The 18,936-nt window shown below is 71.6% G+C and carries 22 protein-coding genes; 8 read left to right on the forward strand and 14 right to left on the reverse strand.

Annotation, left to right across the window (positions count from 1 at the left end):
- Positions 1-129: 129 nt before the first annotated feature.
- The 4 genes from B4V04_RS07495 to B4V04_RS07510 form a co-directional block, all read right to left on the reverse strand.
- Positions 130-312 carry a DUF7511 domain-containing protein gene (locus B4V04_RS07495; RefSeq protein WP_144799563.1) on the reverse strand — a complete coding sequence of 61 codons (183 nt, stop codon included), beginning with the start codon at positions 310-312 and terminating at the stop codon, positions 130-132.
- Between the two features lie 117 nt (positions 313-429).
- Positions 430-1,248, reverse strand: a complete 819-nt coding sequence (gene hisF, locus B4V04_RS07500) for an imidazole glycerol phosphate synthase subunit HisF (protein ID WP_498230514.1) — start codon at positions 1,246-1,248, stop codon at positions 430-432.
- Positions 1,249-1,346: 98 nt separating this feature from the next.
- Positions 1,347-2,348, reverse strand: coding sequence for a glycosyltransferase family 2 protein (locus B4V04_RS07505; protein ID WP_498230516.1), 1,002 nt, complete (start codon positions 2,346-2,348; stop codon positions 1,347-1,349).
- 83 nt (positions 2,349-2,431) lie between these two features.
- Positions 2,432-2,704 (reverse strand): helix-turn-helix domain-containing protein, encoded by a 273-nt coding sequence (locus tag B4V04_RS07510; RefSeq protein ID WP_144799560.1) that lies wholly within the window; start codon positions 2,702-2,704, stop codon positions 2,432-2,434.
- 151 nt (positions 2,705-2,855) lie between these two features.
- On the opposite strand from B4V04_RS07510, the gene B4V04_RS07515 reads away from it, so the two are divergent.
- Positions 2,856-3,248: a PPOX class F420-dependent oxidoreductase gene (locus B4V04_RS07515; protein ID WP_498230518.1), complete on the forward strand. Its 393-nt coding sequence runs from the start codon at positions 2,856-2,858 to the stop codon at positions 3,246-3,248.
- 110 nt (positions 3,249-3,358) lie between these two features.
- Positions 3,359-4,084 carry a class I SAM-dependent methyltransferase gene (locus B4V04_RS07520; protein WP_498230520.1) on the forward strand — a complete coding sequence of 242 codons (726 nt, stop codon included), beginning with the start codon at positions 3,359-3,361 and terminating at the stop codon, positions 4,082-4,084.
- Positions 4,085-4,231: 147 nt separating this feature from the next.
- Here B4V04_RS07520 and B4V04_RS07525 read toward each other — a convergent pair whose 3' ends face one another.
- The gene (locus B4V04_RS07525) at positions 4,232-4,618 is read right to left on the reverse strand and encodes a SlyX family protein (protein WP_498230522.1); all 387 of its coding nucleotides are present in this window, start codon (positions 4,616-4,618) and stop codon (positions 4,232-4,234) included.
- A gap of 247 nt (positions 4,619-4,865) precedes the next feature.
- Here B4V04_RS07525 and B4V04_RS07530 point away from each other — a divergent pair, with 247 nt between their 5' ends.
- Positions 4,866-5,642 (forward strand): bacteriorhodopsin, encoded by a 777-nt coding sequence (locus B4V04_RS07530; protein ID WP_498230523.1) that lies wholly within the window; start codon positions 4,866-4,868, stop codon positions 5,640-5,642.
- 65 nt (positions 5,643-5,707) lie between these two features.
- The gene (locus B4V04_RS07535; protein WP_498230524.1) at positions 5,708-5,932 is read left to right on the forward strand and encodes a hypothetical protein; all 225 of its coding nucleotides are present in this window, start codon (positions 5,708-5,710) and stop codon (positions 5,930-5,932) included.
- 43 nt (positions 5,933-5,975) lie between these two features.
- On the opposite strand, the gene B4V04_RS07540 is transcribed toward B4V04_RS07535, so the two are convergent.
- Entirely contained in the window at positions 5,976-8,054 is a 2,079-nt protein-coding gene (locus B4V04_RS07540; RefSeq protein WP_498230526.1) for an AAA family ATPase, read from the reverse strand.
- Between the two features lie 221 nt (positions 8,055-8,275).
- A complete protein-coding gene (locus tag B4V04_RS07545) occupies positions 8,276-8,692 on the reverse strand; it encodes a TRAM domain-containing protein (protein WP_498230528.1) in 417 nt (138 codons plus the stop codon).
- Between the two features lie 155 nt (positions 8,693-8,847).
- Between B4V04_RS07545 and B4V04_RS07550 the strand changes: the two genes are divergently transcribed.
- Positions 8,848-9,945, forward strand: coding sequence for a bactofilin family protein (locus B4V04_RS07550; RefSeq protein WP_498230530.1), 1,098 nt, complete (start codon positions 8,848-8,850; stop codon positions 9,943-9,945).
- Between the two features lie 125 nt (positions 9,946-10,070).
- A complete protein-coding gene (locus B4V04_RS07555; protein WP_498230532.1) occupies positions 10,071-10,976 on the forward strand; it encodes a dihydrodipicolinate synthase family protein in 906 nt (301 codons plus the stop codon).
- A gap of 30 nt (positions 10,977-11,006) precedes the next feature.
- Here the strand turns inward: B4V04_RS07555 and B4V04_RS07560 are convergent, their stop codons facing one another.
- Positions 11,007-11,765, reverse strand: a complete 759-nt coding sequence (locus B4V04_RS07560; protein ID WP_498230534.1) for a YkgJ family cysteine cluster protein — start codon at positions 11,763-11,765, stop codon at positions 11,007-11,009.
- Positions 11,766-11,893: 128 nt separating this feature from the next.
- Here B4V04_RS07560 and B4V04_RS07565 point away from each other — a divergent pair, with 128 nt between their 5' ends.
- Entirely contained in the window at positions 11,894-12,340 is a 447-nt protein-coding gene (locus tag B4V04_RS07565; protein WP_498230536.1) for a DUF5788 family protein, read from the forward strand.
- Positions 12,341-12,383: 43 nt separating this feature from the next.
- Here the strand turns inward: B4V04_RS07565 and B4V04_RS07570 are convergent, their stop codons facing one another.
- From B4V04_RS07570 to B4V04_RS07595, 6 genes are all read right to left on the reverse strand, one after another.
- Positions 12,384-13,379 (reverse strand): hypothetical protein, encoded by a 996-nt coding sequence (locus B4V04_RS07570; RefSeq protein ID WP_498230538.1) that lies wholly within the window; start codon positions 13,377-13,379, stop codon positions 12,384-12,386.
- 67 nt (positions 13,380-13,446) lie between these two features.
- Positions 13,447-13,917 carry a Rieske (2Fe-2S) protein gene (locus B4V04_RS07575; protein WP_498230539.1) on the reverse strand — a complete coding sequence of 157 codons (471 nt, stop codon included), beginning with the start codon at positions 13,915-13,917 and terminating at the stop codon, positions 13,447-13,449.
- 423 nt (positions 13,918-14,340) lie between these two features.
- Positions 14,341-15,246 (reverse strand): aminotransferase class IV, encoded by a 906-nt coding sequence (locus tag B4V04_RS07580; protein ID WP_498230541.1) that lies wholly within the window; start codon positions 15,244-15,246, stop codon positions 14,341-14,343.
- Positions 15,239-15,928: an anthranilate synthase component II gene (locus B4V04_RS07585; protein WP_498230542.1), complete on the reverse strand. Its 690-nt coding sequence runs from the start codon at positions 15,926-15,928 to the stop codon at positions 15,239-15,241. Before B4V04_RS07585 ends, B4V04_RS07580 begins: the two co-directional genes overlap by 8 nt.
- Complete coding sequence (locus B4V04_RS07590) at positions 15,921-17,681, reverse strand: anthranilate synthase component I family protein (protein ID WP_498230543.1); 1,761 nt, start codon at positions 17,679-17,681, stop codon at positions 15,921-15,923. The genes B4V04_RS07585 and B4V04_RS07590 overlap by 8 nt, the downstream gene beginning before the upstream one ends.
- 46 nt (positions 17,682-17,727) lie before the next feature.
- Positions 17,728-18,339: a helix-hairpin-helix domain-containing protein gene (locus tag B4V04_RS07595; protein WP_498230545.1), complete on the reverse strand. Its 612-nt coding sequence runs from the start codon at positions 18,337-18,339 to the stop codon at positions 17,728-17,730.
- Positions 18,340-18,467: 128 nt separating this feature from the next.
- On the opposite strand from B4V04_RS07595, the gene B4V04_RS07600 reads away from it, so the two are divergent.
- Positions 18,468-18,926 (forward strand): transporter, encoded by a 459-nt coding sequence (locus tag B4V04_RS07600; protein ID WP_498230546.1) that lies wholly within the window; start codon positions 18,468-18,470, stop codon positions 18,924-18,926.
- Positions 18,927-18,936 lie beyond the last annotated feature (10 nt).

The following is an 18,936-nucleotide window of genomic DNA, read 5'->3' on the forward strand; positions in this document are numbered from 1 at the left end:
GGCCCTCACCGCGCGCCTCGCTCCGTCGCCGGCGGCGGTCAGCGCCGCTCGCGCCTCGCCTTCGGTGCACCGTTTCGAGTCCGACGCCGACCGTGCCGAGAGGCCCCGTCGGCACCGGTCCGGTCCCCCCTACCGCCACTCGGCGCGCGGCACGCAGTCGGCCTCCCGGACCGTGATCCACCGCGTCGTCCGCTCGTCGGGATCGCGGTCCCGTTCGAAGAACGTCACCTCCCCGTCTCCAGAGCCGTCGTCGGTCCGCCTGCAGACGAGCTCCGGGCGCTCGGCACGGACACGCGTCGATGACGTGGACATACGTCGCGATTCGCTCGGCATCACATAATAACTGTTGATTTCGATCGATACTATTGAAAACTACAACAGTTGTGAATGGTAATTATTCTCTTCCGAGGAAGAACGGCGCCCGTTCGGCTACAGCCGGACGGGAACGCCGCGCTCGTCGAGGTACCGCTTCGTCTCCTCGATGGTGTAGTCGCCGAAGTGGAAGATGGAGGCCGCGAGCCCCGCGTCGGCGTTCGCCTCGGTGAACACCTCGTACATGTCCTCGGGGCCGCCGCAGCCGGAGGAGGCGATGACGGGGGTCGAGACGGCGTCGCAGACGGCCGTCATCAGCGGGATGTCGTAGCCGTCCTTCGTCCCGTCCATGTCGATGGAGTTGACGAACAGCTCGCCGGCGCCGCGCTCCTCGGCCTCCTTCGCCCACGAGACGGCGTCGATCCCGGTCCCCTCGCGGCCGCCCTTCTTCGTGCACTCGAACCACACCGTCTCGCCGTCGTCGTCCTCGTAGAAGTGCTCGCCCGCGTCGTCGTGCCGGCGGCGCGCGTCGACGGAGATGACGATACACTGGCTGCCGAACGCCGCGGCGCCCTCCTCGATGAGTTCGGGGCGCTCCAGGGCGCCCGTCGTGATCGAGACCTTGTCGGCGCCGGCGCGGAGCGTCTCCTTGATGTCGGCCTTCGTGCGGATGCCGCCGCCGACCGTGAGGGGAATGAAACACTCGTCTGCGACCGCGTTCACCACGTCGAGCATCGTCTCGCGCCCCTCGGCGCTCGCGGTGATATCGAGGAAGACGAACTCGTCGGCGCCCGCGGCGTTGTACTTCTTCGCCAGCTCGACCGGGTCGCCGGTGTACTCCAGGTTCTCGAAGTTGACGCCCGTGTACACCGCCGCGTCCCCGTCGTCGTCGAGGTCGACGTCGATACAGGGGATGATCCGCTTCGTGAGTCCCATTCGTTACCGGCCGTAGACGACGACGGGGGTTAAAAGGCGCGGGGACGCGAGGGCGCTCCGCGCCGCCCGCGGGTCGCTCGCCGACCGTCGGCGGCCCGTCACTCCTCCCGCTCCCGCCGGTCGTACTTCGCCACGGCCCGGTCGGCCCGGTTCGAGATCCCGTTCGGGTTCCGGGCCGGGCTCCGGTCGCGGCCTCGGGCGACGAGCCCGTCCGAGCCGCCGCCGGCGAGCCCGACGAGCACGTCGCGGCCGGTCGCGGCCCACCGTGAGGGCGTCGACTCGCCGCGGACCACGTCGACGGCCGCGCCGATCGCGTCCGTCGCGGCGTGCGACCCGACCCGCGCCACCACCGTCGGCCTGACGCCGTAGTTCTTTAAGAGTCGGTAGGCGAGCGCCCGGTACTTCCAGCCCCACTCGCGGGCGCTGCGCCCGCCGTCGGCCGCGGTCGGGCTCGGCAGCTCCTTCGTCGCGGCGAGGTCGTCTCGCCACGCGACCTCGCAGCCCATCCGCGCGAGCCGGTGGGCCGCGTCGCGCGCGCCGCCGGTCCGGAGGTACTCGTCGAAGCCGTCGAGGTCCCGGAGCGTCTCCCGCCGGAAGGCGACGTTCCCGCCCGCGAAGTAGGTCACGTCGCGGCCCGCGATCGTCCGGCGTTCGGGGCCCGCGTCCGGCTCGTCCGCGTCGTCCGCGTCCGCGTCGTCCGCGTCGCCGGCGCTGTCTCCCCCACCGTCAGCGCCCGCCTCGGTCCGCCGAGCCGGCTCGATCGGCGTCACCGGTCCCGTCACCGCGTCGGCGTCGGCGAGCCCGGTTCGGAGGGCGTCGAGCCATCCCTCGCCGATCCGGTTGTCGTAGTCGACCAGCGCGACCGCGTCGCCGGTCGCGATCTCGATGCCGGCGTTGCGGGCGACGTTGACCGTGCGGTCCGAGATCTCCACGAGCACGTCGACGTCGTCGCGGTCGCGGACCATCCCGGTCGTCCCGTCCGCGGAGGGGCCGTTGGCGACGATCACCTCGGCGGCTGGGGCGTGCGTCGCCAGCGCGTCGAGACAGGCGGCCAGCCGGTCCCGCCCGTTGAGGGTCGGTACGACGACCGAGAGCTCCATACGCTCGGGTATCGGGACGAGGGATTAAAAAGGGCTCCGTGCGGCGTCGACGGTCGGTTCGCTCCGACCGTCGAGCGACCGGCTCAGATAGTCAGGTAGTACACCTGTTTGCGCGCGTCCTTGAAGCTGTAGCGGGAGTCGACGAGCCCCTCCTCCTCCAGGCGGTTGAGCGCGTAGCGAACGGTCCGGTCGGGGAGGAGCGACTCCTCGGCGAGTCCGCCCTGCGAGAGCGGCGAGTCGCCCTCGAGTACTTTGGCGACGAGCTTGGCGCTGGGCGGCAGCTCGCGCAGACGATCGCGATATTCGCTCTCCGAGAGGCGGTCCTGGTCGGCGGTCTCCGCTGGACTGGTACTCATGTTACATCAGAACTCTTTGCCTATTGGTAAAGGTTAGCTACATATTGGGGAATCCGATTGGGATAATATAATGTGTTAATATCACGTCTCAGACGAGCGATTATCCCGATCGATCGGGATGTTTTCCCCGCTTCCCGCCGTACGCGTCTCCGTGATTCCCGAGTCTCACGTCGACATCTTCGAGCGCGAGTCGTACGCCCACCTCGCGACGGTGACTCCCGACGGATTCCCGCACGTCACGCCGGTGTGGGTCGACCACGAGGACCGCGAGTACGTCCTCGTGAACACGGCCCGCGGGCGGCGGAAGGAGCGGAACGTCAGGCGAAACCCGAAGGTCGGAGTCAGCGTGCTCGATCCGGACGACCCGTACCGCTACGTCTCGGTCCGCGGCGAGGCGGAGCCGACCGAGGAGGGAGCGAAAGCGCACATCGACGAGCTCGCGCGGCGGTACTTCGACGTCGACGAGTACCCCCACCACGGCGAGGAGTCGGGGCCGCGGGTGATACTCGAGATCTCGACCGACGCCGTCTCGACGAGCGGGTAGCGGCCGATCGGAGCCGGCGAGCGCCGACCCCACCGCGACCGGCGAATGCCGACGCCGTCCCCGACCGCATCCAGTACGGTTTTGTCGGTCGGGCTTGCAGTACGGACAACGTGAAGGGACAGGACTGGTACCAGGCCGACGAGGTCGCGGAGGAGTACGAGGACGTCCGATTCTCGGGCGGCGGAGAGCTCATCGATCGACGCGAGAAGGAGGCGGTGCTCTCCGCGCTCGGACCGATCGAGGAGGGCCACCGCGTGCTGGAGGTCGCCTGCGGCACCGGCCGGTTCACGACGATGCTCGCGGACCGGGGCGCCGACATCGTCGGCATCGACATCTCCCGGGAGATGCTCGAACAGGGCCGCGCGAAGGCGGTCGAAGGGGGGTTGTCGGACCACGTGGAGTTCGTTCGCGGCGACGCCTCGCGGCTCCCGTTCCCCGACGACCACTTCGACTCGGTGGTCGCGATGCGCTTCTTCCACCTGATGGAGGACCCGGTGCCGTTCGCCCGCGAGCTGTGCCGCGTCAGCGCGGATCAGGTGTTCTTCGACACGTTCAACCGCCGCAGTCTCCGGACGCTGTACACCTGGCTGCTCCCGATGGGCTCTCGGCTCTACTCCGAGCGACAGGTCGTCGACATGCTCCGCGCTGCGGACCTCACGCTCGCCGACGAGGAGCACGACTTCGTGCTGCCGTACGGCTTCTACCGCGAGCTCCCGGGCCCCGTCGCGAAGCCCTTCCGCGTCCTCGACGAGGTCGTCGGCGACACGATTCCGGGCGACTACGTGGCGTCGGTCTCCTACTGGGACGCCCGCGTCTCCGCCGACGGCGACGACTGATCTGCCCCGCCGACGGCGACGACTGATCTGCCCCGCCGACGGCGACGACCGATTTCCTTCCCCTCGACGTCACCGCCGCCCGACAGCCTCCCGTCCCGCGCGAACGCGTCCTGCCCGACGCCCCCGATCGACCGCGTCCCGCGCGGCTCAGTACGTGTGGATGACTTCGCCGCACCGGAGACACTCGATCGTGTCGCTCCGGAACAGCCGCTCCTTCTTCTCCGTCGGCCCGTTACACTCGGGACAGACGCCGAGGTTCCGCCCGTCCGCGACGCGCGCGGACAGGTCGAGGAACCGGTTCTCAAGCGTCTCGATCCGCTCGGACTGCTCTTCGACCACGGACTCGAGCTCCTCGATCGTCCCCTCGCGGTCCTCCAGCGCCGCCGAGAGCGCCTCGACGCGGTCCTCGTACGTGTCGAGCGCCTCCACGTCGATGGCCGTCGTCTCCGCGGGCTCCGTCTCCGTCGTCCGCTCCGTCCCCTCTTCGGTGTCGTCCGCCGTTCGGGTCGCCGTCTCGGTCTCGTCGTTCGCCATACGGGTATTACGGACGCCAGAGCGGTTTCGTTTCGGGTCACTGGTAAGGTCCGCGCCGCCGGCGACGGTCGACACCGGACGGTGACCGCGGTCGTTCGCGGCGCCGAGCGCGCTCACGCCCGCGGAACCGGTATTTATTTCTAGACTTCAACATTAATATAAAGTCTCGTTCCGATCCGGCGAGAACGCGTACCTTACTATGCTGTGTGGAAGTTGATTGTTTTATGGGCGGTATCCGTAACTGCGTATGGATCCGACAGTACTACAGGCAGGGTTCGACGTCCTCGGGGACGGCCGGCCCGAAACGCTGTGGCTAGGTATCGGGACGCTATTCATGCTCATCGGGACCTTCTACTTCATCGCCAAGGGCTGGGGGGTCACGGACAAGGAGGCCCGTGAGTACTACGCGATCACGATCCTCGTGCCGGGCATCGCGTCGGCCGCGTACCTGTCGATGTTCTTCGGCATCGGGCTGTCAGAGGTCGAAGTCGTCGGCCGCGGGACGCTCGAGATCTACTACGCGCGGTACGCCGACTGGCTGTTCACCACGCCGCTGCTGCTGCTCGACCTGTGTCTCCTCGCGAAGGTCGACCGGGTCACCACCGGGACGCTCATCGGCGTCGACGCGCTGATGATCGTCACCGGCCTCATCGGCGCCCTCTCGGAGACGATGCTCGCGCGGTACTCCTGGTGGCTGTTCAGCACGATCGCGTTCGTCTTCGTGCTGTACTACCTCCTGACGAGCCTCCGCAGCGCGGCGAAGCAGCGCTCGGAGGAGGTGCAGAGCACGTTCAACACCCTGACCGCGCTGGTGGCGGTCCTCTGGACCGCCTACCCGATCCTGTGGATCCTCGGGACCGAGGGCGCGGCCGTCGTCGGCCTCGGCGTCGAGACGCTCGCGTTCATGGTGCTCGACGTGACCGCGAAGGTCGGGTTCGGGTTCGTCCTGCTGCGCAGCCGCGCCATCCTCGGTGACACCGAGGCGCCGGAGCCGTCCGCCGGCGAGGCGTCGGCCGCCGACTGAGGACCCTCCCCGCTTCGAACCGATCGAAGAATCGTTGTAGCACCTTTTTGTACGACTCAACGGGTATGTCCGACGACTCGTACGATCCCGTCGCCGTACTGAACATCGGATCGGTCGCCGGGATCGGGGTCTGCGCCCTTCTGGCGGCAGTCGGGATGTTCGCGCTGCCGACGCTCCGGCGGTACGGGCTCGGGTTCACCACCGCGTTCTGGATCGTCTCGGGCGTGGAGCTGTTCTCGGCGATCGGCATCGCCTACTTCGTTCACAACCTCCACGAGGAGCGCGGGTAGTCCGCGCCCGTTCACCGAGGGCGAGCTCGGCCGGCTCCGGCGCTCAGTCCCGGGGCGGAACGGTCCGTCCCTCGCGCTCGCTCACCGAGGGCGCGGTCTCGGCGATCGCGCGCTCGAAGTGGTCGACGTCGACCGCGATCGCCTCGCTCGGTCCGTCGGCGCCGTCCCCCTCGTCGACGATCGTCTCCTCGATGGCGAGCATCGCCGCCTCGCGGACCAGGGCGGCGATGTCGCCCCCGCTGTAGCCAGCGGTCCGCGCCGCCAGCGCGTCGAGGTCGACCGCCGGGGTCGTCGGCGTGTCGCGGGTGTGGATCCCGAGGATCTCCCGGCGGGCCGCCTCGTCGGGCAGCGGGGTCTCGACCGCCTTCTCGATCCGCCCCGGCCGCAGCAGCGCCTCGTCGATCGAGTCGGGGCGGTTGGTCGCCGCGACGACGACGACGTCGGTCAGGGGTTCGAGCCCGTCGAGCTCCGTCAGCAGCTGGGAGACGACGCGCTCGCCGGCGCCCGTGTCGTCGCCGCTCCGCTTCGGGGAAATGGCGTCGACCTCGTCGAAGAAGACGACCGCCGGAGCGTTCTCCCGCGCCGTCGCGAACAGGTCCCGGACCGCCCGCTCACTCGCCCCGACGTAGCGGTTGAGCAGCTCCGGTCCGTTCACGGAGATGAAGTTCGCGTCGCTGAGGCTGGCCGCGGCCCGAGCGAGCAGCGTCTTCCCGGTGCCGGGCGGCCCGTACAGCAGCACGCCGGAGGGCGGCTCGATGCCGGCGCGCTCGAAGCGGTCGGCGTACTCGAGGGGCCAGTAGACGGCGCGGACGATCTCGCGTTTCGCCGCCTCCAGCCCCCCGACCTCGTCCCACGAGACCGACGGGACGTCGACGGCGACGTCCCTGAGCCCGCCGGGGTCGATCGACGCCATCGCGGCGTCGAGGTCGGCCCGCCGGACCGCGGTGTCCTCCTCGCGCCGCACCGCCCGCTCCAGCGCGGCGTCGACGAGCACCGCGACGTCGGCGAGGACGAACCCGTTGATCCGCGTCGCCGTCTCCGCGAAGTCGACGTCCGCCGCGAGCGGGACGTCGCGCGCGACGCTCTCTAAGGCCGCCCGCCGGTCCTCGACGCTCAGCGGCGCGAGCTCGACCTCGCGGTCGAACCGTCCGCCGCGTCGCAGCGCCTCGGGGACGCGGTCGGCGTCCGTGGTCACCCCGATCGCCACCGTCCCGTCGGTGGCCCGCAGCTCGTCGAGCGTCTCGCGGAGGCGGTCGCCGAGCGCCGCGGCGGCGCCGTCGTCGCCGAAGACTTCGAGGTCGTCGAGGAGGACCACCGCTCGATCGGTGTCGCTCGCGGCCTCGACGACGCGGTCGAGCCGGCGCTCGCGCTCGCTCGCCCCCTCTCCGCGCAGCCGCGCGGCCGAGGCCCTGACGAGGGTCGCGTCGACCGCGGCCGCGACCGCCTCGACGAGCGTCGTCTTCCCGGCGCCCCGCGGCCCGCACAGCAGGAGCCCGAGCGTCGTCGGCCGGCCGGCCGCCGCGAACGACTCGCGCCCGTCGAGCCGGGTCGCGGCGGCCTCGCGAAGCTCACGGAACGTCTCGGCGGGCACGGCGCCGTCGATCCCGGACACGTCGGGCTCGCTCACCACCGCCGCCGTCCCCTCCTCCGTCTCGACCGCGATCCCGGTCTCCTCGCCCACGATCCCGGGCGAGGAGGGCGCCACGTCTTCGACGACGAACGTCAGCCGCAGCGCGCCGCCGAGCAGCGTCGCCTCCACCTCGTCGCCGACCGAGACGGCCCTCCCGTCGAGGCGCCGCCGGAGGGCGGCCGCCGCGCGGGTGAGGTCCATCGACTCGTCGAGCCGGAGCGTGACCGCGGACACCGCGACGGCGTCGACCGGTTCGAGCGTCACCGCGTCGCCGATCTCGGCGTCCGCGTTCCGGCGGATCGGCTCGGGCAGTCGGGCCCCGCCGGGATCGCCGTCGACGCGAGCCGCGACCGCGACGGTCGTCCGGCCGCCCCGGACGCTCACGGGGTCGCCGTCCTCGACGCCGAGATCCGTCAGAACGGAGGCAGAGAGCCCGATGCGTCGGTTCCCGACCGATTCGGGGGCGTCAGCGACCGGCAGTCGAACGCTCATGTTCGGCACGGTCGTCGGGAGAACCGCTCGTCGGCGACGCTCGTCGACGTCATGCGATCGGCTACGTGCGGATCGCACATAGAAGCCACGACGATCCGCGACGGACGCCGGACCGGTCCGCAGTAGACGCCGCGACGGGCCGGGAGCCGCGACCCCCGTTCCGCGTCATCGACCGTCACGTCGTCGACCGTCGCGTCGCCGACCGTCGTTTCGCCTCGGTGTTACGCCGATTCCCTGACGACCTCGCCGACCGCGAAGTTGGACTTGACCTCCGTGATCTCGATCTTCACGCGCTCGCCGACCTCCGTGTCGGGGACGATGATCACGTATCCCCGCTCGACGCGGGCGATGCCGTCGCCCTGCTTGCCGAGGTCCTCGATCTCCACGTAGCGCATCTCGCCCGGCTCGACCGGGGGTTGCGGCCCGTCGTCGTCGCGTGACGCGGAGACGTCGGCGCCGCCCTCGGTCTCGTCCCCCGCCTCGGCCGGCGAGCGCGAGATGAGCGCGACCCGATACGTCTCGCCCGGTTCCAGCGATCCGGTCTCGATCTCGCGGCGCGGGACGTCGACGACGTACTCGCCGTCCGCCTCGCGAACGTCGGCGCTGAACAGACAGAGGAGCTTCTCTGAGATCTCCATAGTAGAGTTCACCCGTACGTGGCGACGGACCAGTATAGTTGTACCGCCGGCCCGGATCCGCGCGGCGCCGGCGCCCTCGCGGTCGACGACGTTCGAACGGCCCTCGATACCAGTTAATGAATAAACATATATCGGTCGGCGCCGACGTTTCCGCTATGAGCCCTCCGTTCGGCACCGCCAGACGCCGTCGTATCGCCGTCGCCCTCGCGATCGTCGCGCTCCTCTTCCCGCTCGCGACCGGGCTCGCGGCGGCCCAGTCGGCTCAGGGGGCGTCCGGAACGATCGTCGTCGACCAGGGCGAGACGGTCGACGGGATCGAAGGCGTCGCCGGGACGATCGTCGTCCGCGGCACCGTCGACGGCGACCTCTCCGGCGCGGCCGGTTCGATCCGCGTCGCGGAGACCGGTCGCGTCGCCGGCAACGTTCGGGCCGCCGCCGGGACGATAACTGTCGACGGAACGGTCGGCGGGAGCGTCGAGGCCGGCGCCGGCTCGTTCGAGCTGACCGACACCGGTCGGATCGACGGCTCGCTCGACGTCGGCGCCGGCTCGATAACCGTCGACGGCGCGGTCGGCGGCGACGTTCGGGCGGCCGCCGACTCGGTCGTCCTCGGCCCGAACGCGGACGTCGGCGGGGAGTTCCGGTACGACGCCGAGACGTTCACCGAAAGTCCGGACGCGACGGTCGCCGGCGGGGTGGTCGAGGACGACGGCCTCCGCGGCGACACCGGGATCGCGTTCGGACCCGACCTCGTGCCCTCGTGGGTCGGCTCCGCGTACGGCGTCGCCGTCAACCTCGCGCTGGGCGCGCTCCTCCTGCTGGCGTTCCCCCGGTTCTCGCGCGACGTCGCCGACCGCGTCGGCGGCGACTCCCTGCGCAGCGGCGGCGTCGGACTGGTCGCGCTGATCGCGACGCCGATCCTCCTCGTCCTCGTGGCGATCACGGTCGTCGGGATCCCCCTCGCGCTCGTCGGGATCGGGGCGTACGTCGTCGCGATCTGGGTCGGCTCCGTGTACGGTCGGTACGCCCTCGGGTCGTGGGTCCTCGACCGGCTCGACAGACCGAACCGGTGGGTCGCTCTCCTCGTCGGCGTCCTCGGCGTCGCCGCGATCGGGCTCGTTCCGTGGGTCGGCGGTCTCGCCGACCTCGTCGTGCTGCTGCTCGGGCTCGGGGCGCTCGGACTCGCGCTGCTGGACCGGTACCGCGGCGGCTCCGGAGTCGCCTCCGAGCCGGGGTCGGTCACCGCGGAGTGACCGCGGGGCTCGTGAGCGGGGGTCCCGGTTCGGACCTCCGGGCTCCGGCCCGTGCCGGCGCGCGTCCTCACGTCGATCGCCGCCGTTGGGCAACGCCTTTCTCCCGGCCCGCCGAACCCGGGAGCGTGACCGACCTCGACTTCCGGTACGGCGCCGTCTCGCCTCCGATCGTGACCCCGTTCGACGCTGACGGCAACGTCGACGCCGACGCGCTCGCGAGCCACGTCTCGACCCTCGTCGACGCCGGCCTCGACGGGATGGTCCCCTGCGGCACCACGGGGGAGTTCGCCAGCCTCACCGACGCGGAGCGCCGGACGGTCGTCGAGACGACGGTCGAGGCGGCCGACGGCCGGGTCCCCGTGATCGCGGGCGCGGCGGACACGACGGTTTCGGGCGTTCTCGACTCGCTCCGGGCCGCCGACGCGGCCGGCGCGGACGCGGGGCTGATCACGCTCCCGTACTACCACAACTCGACGGCGCCGGCGGGCCAGCGGGCGTTCCTCGACGCGGTCGCCGACGAGACTCCCCTGCCGCTGTTCCTCTACGACATCCCGTCGACGGTCGGCGAGCCGATCGACCCCGACGTCCTCGCCGCCGTGGCCGAGCGCGAGTCGGTCGTCGGACTGAAGGACACCAGCGGCGACATCTCGGCGGTCGACGTCGCCGTCGACCGGACTCCCGACGAGTTCACCGTCTTCCAGGGCGTCGACGCCCTGCTGTACCCGAGCGCGTCGCTCGGCGTCGACGGGGGAATCCACGCGCTCTCGCAGGTGATACCGGAGGTATTCGTCGCCCTCGGCGAGGCGCTCCGTGACGGCGACGACGACCGCGCTCTGTCGCTCCACCGCCGGGCGATCGCCCCGCTGTTCGACCGGTGCGGGGACCACGGGTTCGCGCCCGCGACGAAGGTCGCGGCCGCGCACCGCGGGTTCGTCCCGGACCCCCGGGTCCGGCCGCCGCTCACGCTCCCCGACGACGCGGCCCGGGAGGCGATCGCCGCCGACGTCGACGCGGCGCTCGACGTCGTCTGAAGGCCGTCGACCGGCGACGAGTCTCCGGGCTCACTCCCCGTCGACCGGCGTCCCGTCGCCCTCCTTCGGCCCTTCCGAGTCGAAGACGACGACGTCGCCGTCGGCGCGCTCCGCGGCCGCCGGGTCGTAGCCGTCGCGCACGCCGATCGCCTCCTCCAGCTCGCGGACCGCGCGCTCTTTCAGCGACGCGGCGAGCGCCTCGGCGTCCTCGCGGGAGATGTCGCGACCGAGCCCCTCGCACTCGTGGGCGCGGACGATGCCCTCCTCGTCGACCGCCTCCCCCATCGGCTGGCTCGTCCCGTCGAGCGCGACGCTGAACGGGTACGTCCGGCAGATGAGCGGTCTGGAATCGTGGACCGAACAGGCCCCCTTCCCGTCCGTCTCCTCGTAGAAGGTGCAGTCCCCGCAGTCGTCGGTCGCGAGCGCCCACTCGAACGTCTCGCCCGTCTGCTCGCCGTCGTCGCCCTCGGAGAGCCCGAACGGCATCGGGCGGGCGACGTCGCGCCAGTCGTACGGCTCGCCGAACCGCTTCTCGGCCGCGGCCGCGACCTCGCGGACCTCGTCCGGGAAGACGGTCGCCGTGTGGGGCTCGCGGTCGGGGGCCGCGGAATCGTCTTCGGGGTCGTCCGTCCCCTCTCCCGCCGGCGCGCCGCCCGGCTCGTCGGGGGCGTACCCCGTACAGCAGCCCCCGCAGCGCGTGCACTCGAAGCCGATCGCCTCGATGGCGTCGGCGAGGTCGTCGACGGCGAGCTCGCGGGCCCGCGAGAGCTCGGCTTCGAGCGGTTCCATGGGGGTCGCTTGCGGCGCGGTCGGGTTAACGTCGTCCCTTCTCGGAGGCAACGACCGCGGCGCCTCCCGAGGGCCGCGAGTCTCGCTCCGCCGAAGGAGCGAAGTGCGACCGCCCCCTACCCGCGGCCGTGAAGGAGTACGAGCGGAAGGGGCTCCTCGAACGCGTGAACCGCGAGGCCGCGACGGTGGGCGCGGACATCCCCGAGGAGATCGAGGTGCAGGGGGAGCCGATCGAGCTGCGGTCGTTCGTCTTCGAGATCAAGCGACGCGACTCGGTCCCTCCGGGAGAGCGCGACCGCGTCGAGCGCGCGAAGCGGAACCTCCGCCGGGAGCGGCTGGCGCGGCTCGAACCCATCGAGGAGAACGAGGTGAGCTACGAGGAGGGCGAGGAGCTCGCGGCGTCGATCATCGGGATCGACCGCGCGCTGGAGGCGCTGGAGGGGCTCGACGCGCCCGACCCGGAGACGGAGGAACAGCGCCAGAAGGCCGCCGACCGCAAGCGCTGGATGAGCTTCCTGAAGAAGGCGCTCGGGCGCGACGACGCCGGCGGAGCGAGCGGGCGGACGCGGTTCTGACGGGAGCGGCGTCCGGAACCGGAGGCGGTTCCGACGGCGCGCTTCAGGCCGACTCGAACCGGAGCCGGTAGTCGTAGTACCGGTCCCCGTAGCGGATCCGCTCGGATCCCGATTCGGTCCACGCCGCGTCTTTCCGAACGTTGCCGTCGATGTACGGGCGCTCGTGAAACGCCCGAAGCAGTTCCGCGTACCCGTCCGAGTACGGGTGTGACTCCTCGTACCCGCCGTGTCTGGCGGCCTCGATCACCTCCCGCGCGTCGGTCGAGAGGTCGTCGTCGTCGATCCGCGCGCCGACCGTCTGCGCTCGGAGGATCGCCTCCATCCGCTCCGGCGACTCCGCGACCGGCTCGGCGACGGCGCAGTAGACGGGTTCGTAGAACCGCTCGCGGGTGACCTCGACCCGGTACGCCGAGTCTCGGTAGGTGACGCGGTCCGGTCCGTCCGCCGCGAGCAGTTCACTCGCGTCGATCGCATCCGCGTCGCGGTAAACGTAGCCACCGCGTTCCACCAACCCGACCGGAACGCCGCCCGGATTCCCCCGCGCCCGCGCCGAGAAGTGCGCGATCCGGACGGCCCGGCGGTCGGCCTCCGGGAGCGCCTGCTTCTCGACGGCGTCACCCCCGCTATCGGCGTCGGCCTCGTTGACCTCGAACAGGCGGAGCACGGGGCGAGTCGCTTCCGCCTCGTCGACGACGACGGAGTCCAGTCGGTAGTACGTCCCCTCGTGGACGGCGTACGTCGGACCGTCGGCCGCGGCCGGGAGCGGTTTCCGGTACTGAGCGGTGTACCGCTCTCCGTCGCGGGCGGCCGCGAACGCCGCCTCGTCCCACCTCGGATCGCTCTCCGCGGGATCGATGACGGCGCCGTCTCGGAGGGTCTCCCCCGCGTCGTCGAGCGCGAGTCTCAGGACTCGGCCGTCGCCGTCGTCGTTCGCGGGACCGCCCGTCACTGATCCGTCGAGGCAGCCGGCGACCGCGCCCGCCGCCGCGGCGAGACCGGTGGCGAGCACTCGGCGTCTGGAGGGTTTCGGATCGCTCATACCCGCCTTTCATCGTCCCGACATAAATGCGCCGGCGTTGCACAAACAGCCGCTGTCGTCTCCGGGTTCAGTTCCCGGTGAAGTCGATCCGCGAGTCGCCGCCGTCGCCGTCGCGCCGCGAACGGCCGAGCCTGACGAACTCGTAGGCGGCGTCGGTGAGGTACACGTCGTCGCCGTCGACGGTCACGTCGACGCCCTCCAGCACGGCGCCCTCGCAGGGGCCGAAGTTGCAGTAGCCGCGGTCGGCCTCGAAGGTGGCGCCGTGCTTCTGACAGAACACCTCGCCGTTGCGCACGAACGCCCCGTCGTCCTTGTCGAGGCGCACGTCGGTCCAGTGCTGGCAGTAGTTACGGAACGCGCGCATCTCGCCGGCCGCGCGGGTGAGGATCGCCTCGGCCTCCGGATCCCCGTCTTCGGACTCGCCCACGTCGCCCTCGCCGTCGCCGACGCTCTCCGGGTCGACGGGCCGCAGCGTCACGAGCAGCGTGCTGTCCTCGGGAACCTCCTCGACGGCGGCGATCCGACGGTCCGCGTTCATATATTTTCGTGGCCTGCGCCGGGCTTGAACGCTGTGATAGCGGCTGGGACCGGGCTCGAACGTCGGGTGTTGCCGAGCGGTGACCCACAGAGAGCACCTCCGAAGCTCCAACCAATCGCTTATAAATGATTGACACCGAATCCACGGCGAACACCTCCAAAGCCCCAGTCGCGAGGCGGTCGCACGCTCGCTGTGCTCCTCAGTCGCTCACTCCGTTCGCTCCCTGCGGTGCTTACGTCGCCTGCGACCGCCTCGCGACTGCCCCTTTGAGTCCCGCCCGACCGCACCGCAACCGCGCCTCAAGCCTCCCCAGCCTCGTCGGTCGCCTACGGCGACCGACTCCCTCGCACCGTCGGTTCGCGGCCCTCCGGGCCGCTCACCGGGGCGCGCCACCGCTGTGTTCATATAAACAAACGCCGCCGACTACAGCCGCTCGCCGTCGTAGTACCGCTCCTCTACGCGGCGGTCGAACAGCCGCGAGAGCAGGGTGGTGAGGGGCCCCTCGACGCCCTCGCCGTCGCCGTCGACCGCGAGGCCGTCGACCGTCTCGACGGGTCGAATCTCCCACGTCGAGTTGGTGAGGAAGACCTCGTCGGCCTCGCGGACCGCGTCCGGCGCGTACGTCCCCTCCTCCACCGGGATCCCCTCCGATTCGGCGATCTCGATCACGGTCCGGCGGGTGACGCCGGGGAGGATCGGCCCGTCGAGCGAGGGCGTCTTGAGGGCGGTCCCGTCCGCGAAGAAGACGTTCGCGGTCGCGCCCTCCGCGACGTTGCCGGCGGGGTCGAGCATGAGCGCCTCGTCGGCGCCGGTGACCCGGAGCTCCAGCCGCGCGAGGATTCCGTTGAGGTAGTTGTGCGTCTTCGCGTCGGCGGGCAGCGCGCGCGGGGACGGCTTGCGGGTCTTCGTCGTCTGGAGCGCGGCCGGCCCGCCGTGGACCGGCTCCGAGTCGACGCCCCCGCGGGGGAGCGGCTTGGCGATGACGACGACGGTCGGGTCCACCTCCGGCTTCGGGTCGAGCGTGCCGGGCTGAACGCCGCGGGTGATCGAGAGCTTCACGTAGGCGTCCGCGAGGTCGTTCGCGGCGAGCGTCTCGTCGATCCGCGCCTTCAGGTCCGCGTCCGCGATCCCGTGGTCGAGCCCGAGGGTGTCGCAGGTGTCGGCGAGCCGCGCGGCGTGGTCCTCCCACCGGAAGACGTCGCCGCCGTACGCGCGCATGGTCTCGAAGGCGGCGTCGCCGTAGGCGAACCCGCGGTCCTCGACCGAGACGGTCGCCTCGCTGGCGGGCACGAGCTCGCCGTCGACGTGGTATTGACGTTCCTCACTCATGCGTCTCGCACCCCTCCACGAAGTTCTCGACCATCGTCTTCCCCCGCGGCGTGAGGATGCTCTCGGGGTGGAACTGCACGCCGACGTGCGGCTTCTCGCGGTCGCGAACGCCCATCACGACCTCCCGCTCGTCCTCGGTGCGGGCGGTCTCGACGAGCTCGTCGGGGAGGTCGCCGCGCTCGACGCACAGCGAGTGGTACCGCCCGACGCGGAGCCGGTCGGGGAGCCCCGCGAACACCCCCGACCCGTCGTGGGCGATCGTCGACGGCTTCCCGTGGACGACCTCCGGGGCGTGGCGCACCCGGCTCCCGCGGTTCGCACACAGCGCCTGGTGGCCGAGGCAGACGCCGAGCACCGGGACGTCGAGGTCGAAGACGGCCGTCGAGACGCCCGCCTCGGCGGGGGTGCCCGGCCCCGGCGAGACGACGACGCCGTCGGGGTCGAGCGCGCGGATCCCGGCGAGGTCGACCGCGTCGTTCCGCCGGACCGCGACCGCGCCGGCGACCTCGCCCACGTACTGGACGAGGTTGTACGCGAACGAGTCGTAGTTGTCCACGACGAGCACCCGGACGTCGGCGTCGCCGGCGCCGGGTCGCCAGCCGGCCGCGGCGTCGGCCGTGCCGCCCGCGGCATCGGCGGCATCGGCGGCCCCGCCGTGATCGGGCCGCGACGCGTCAGTCATCGCCCGCCTCCGGTCCCTCCGCGTCGTTCGCGGCTCGGGCTCCGTTCACCGCCATCTCGCCCGCCGCGAGCGCCTCGTCGATAGCGGTCACGAGCGCCCGCGCCTTGTCGAGCGTCTCCTCGTACTCCGCGTCGGGCTCGGAGTCGTGGACGATCCCGGCGCCGACGCGCAGGTGGTACTCGGCGGCGTGCCGGACCAGCGTCCGGATGACGATGTTCAGCGTCGCGCGGCCGTCGAAGCCGGCGGCGAGCATCGAGCCGGTGTACGGTCCCCTGCGGGTCGCCTCCAGCTCGTCGATGATCTCCATCGTCCGCGGCTTGGGCGCGCCCGTGATCGTCCCGCCGGGGAAACACGCCGCGACCGCGTCGGCGACACCCACGTCCGGGCGCGCCTCGCCCTCGACGACGCTCACGAGGTGCATCACCTCGCTGTACCGGTCGACGCGGCGGTACTCCGCGACGTCGACCGTGCCGAACCGGGAGACCTTCCCGAGGTCGTTGCGCTCTAAGTCGACGAGCATCGCGTGCTCCGCGCGCTCCTTCGCGTCGCCCGTCAGCTCCGCTTCGAGTGCGTCGTCGTCGTCGGCCGTCGCCCCCCGCGGCCGCGTCCCGGCGATGGGCTCCGTCACGAGTCGGGCGCCCCGGTCGGAGTCGTCGGTCGGGACGCGCTCCAAGAGGAGCTCCGGGCTCGCGCTCACGAGGTCGACGCCGGACGGGCCGTCGCCGCCACCGCCCTCGTCCGCCTCCCGCGAGAACTCGATCAGCCCGGAGTACGGCGCCGGGTTCACCGTCCGGAGCGCGTCGTACGCCTCCACCGGGTGGACCGCGGCCGGCGCCCGGAGGCGCTGCGAGACGTTCGCCTGGAAGGTGTCGCCGTCGCGGACGTACCCCTTCACCCGGCGGACCGCCTCGGCGTACCCCTCGCGGCCGACGTCGCTCTCGAAAGTCGCCGTCGACGCGTCCGGATCGGGCGCCGGGCCGACGCCGGGGTCGCCGGTCTCGATCCGGTCGATCAGGTCGCCCGCCCGCGACGCCCCCGCGTCGAACAGCGCGTCGAGGGCGTCGCGGTCGGCGGTCGGGTCGTCGAGGCCAGCGGGGACGCGCGGACAGGCGGTCACGCGGAGCGTGACGGGTGGTGCCTCGTCCGCGTCCGAAGTCTCGGTCTCGGCGTCGTCGCCGTCCCCTTCGTCCCTCCCGGCGATCGGACACTCCCACGCCGCGACCCGGTCGAAGACGCCGACTTGGAGCCGTGGGAGATCACGGTCGTCGACCGCGCCGGGACCCGTCGGCGCGGGCGCCGGGAACGACTCCAGCTCGCGGGCGACGTCGTAGGAGAGCCAGCCGAACGCGCCGCAGGGGTAGGGGATGTCGCAGTCGCCGCGCGCGAGGCGCTCCCCGTCGAGGAGCCCTTGGAGCGCCGCGAGCGTCGGACTCGGACGGCGGTAGTCGCCGGTCGGGCTCCGGCCGCCGGAGCCCGGGCCGTCGGGGGCCGACTCGCGCTCGGCCCCCTCCGCGACCGCCGCCTCGCCCGAGGCGGTCAGCCGCTCGACCGGGTCGACGCCGAAGTAGCCCCAGCCGGACTGACCGCCGGTGGTCTCGTAGCAGAAGCTGCCGGGGCCGTCGCGGGCCCGGCGGTAGGCCGCGAAGGGGTCGTCGACGGCGACCCGGCGCTCGACCGGGACCCGGGTCCCCGCGGGCCCCGCGGCGGCGACCTCGCGGAAGCGGTCCCGGTCGGTGTGTACCGATCGCTGCATGTGGGTCGGTTCGGCGGGCGCGACGAAACAGTTGCGGTCGGCGGTCTCAGAACTCGTTCGCCCGTTCGATCCACGTCGCGGCGCGGCTCTCGCCGACGCTGGCGCCCTCCGCGACCGCGTCGACGTCGGCGGCCGCGAGGTCCTCGACGCTCTCGATCCCGATCTCGGCCAGCCGCTCGGCGTACGCCGGGCCGATCCCCTTGAGCTCCTCGACGTCGGTGCCCGTCTCGTCGACCTCGACCTCTTCGTCGTCGACCTCGACCTCTTCGACGTCGGTGCCCGTCTCGTCGATCTCGTCCTCTTCGTCGTCGACCTCGCCCTCTTCGTCGTCGACTTCGACTTCCTCGTCGTCAACCTCCTCGTCTGCGACCCCCGCCGCTTCCGCCGGCTCGGCCGCCTGGGACGGATCCTCGGCGGCGCCCTCCTCGTCGACCAGCGAATCGGTCGATGCGGCCGCCTCAGTCTCCGCGGCGACCGGTTCGTCGCCGTCCGCTCCCTCGTCCGGGGCCGCGTCACCGGCGTCGCTCGCCGGTTCCGGCTCCGACTCCGATCCCTGCTCGGGGTCGCTCTCGACGGTCACTTCCGTCTCCGTTTCGTCGCGTTCGGCGCGGCCGGTCCCGAACCCGAGTTTCTCCTTGATTTTCTGCAGTAGGGCCATCGACGGAGCATACGAACGTGGGATATTTAAAAACCCTCGCCGTCGCCCGTTCCCCGTCCCTGGCCGCCCCCGGCGTCCGGCGACCCCGTCTCGCCTGTTTATAAGTGGCGTCGGTCCTTCCGACGGATATGGATATCGTCAACCCGGTCGTGTGGTCGCTCCACGTCGGCTTCGCGGTCCTCTGGACCGGCAGCGTGTTGTTCGTCACCCTAGCCGTGCTCCCGCCGGCGCTCCGCGGCGACGTGGACGGCGACGCCCTCGAGGCGATCGTCGGCCGACTCCGGTGGATCACCCGGATCGCGGCCCTCGCCTTCCTCGCGTCCGGCGGCCACATGGCGGGGACGCTGTACACCTTCGAGTCGCTCACCGGGACCGGCCGCGGCCACCTCGTCCTGACGATGATCGCGCTCTGGTTCCTGATCACCGGGCTCGTCGAGGTCGCGAGCGGGAAGCTGACCGGCGGACTCGACACCGGAAAGCTCCGCGAGCCCGCCCGCGAGGCGAAGCCGTTCCTCCACGGGGCCGCCGGGCTCTCCGTGGCGCTCGTCGTCACCGCCGGGCTGCTGGCGACGCCCGGCCTTATTTAAATAGAGTCGA

This window comes from Halorubrum sp. B52, assembly GCF_059752555.1.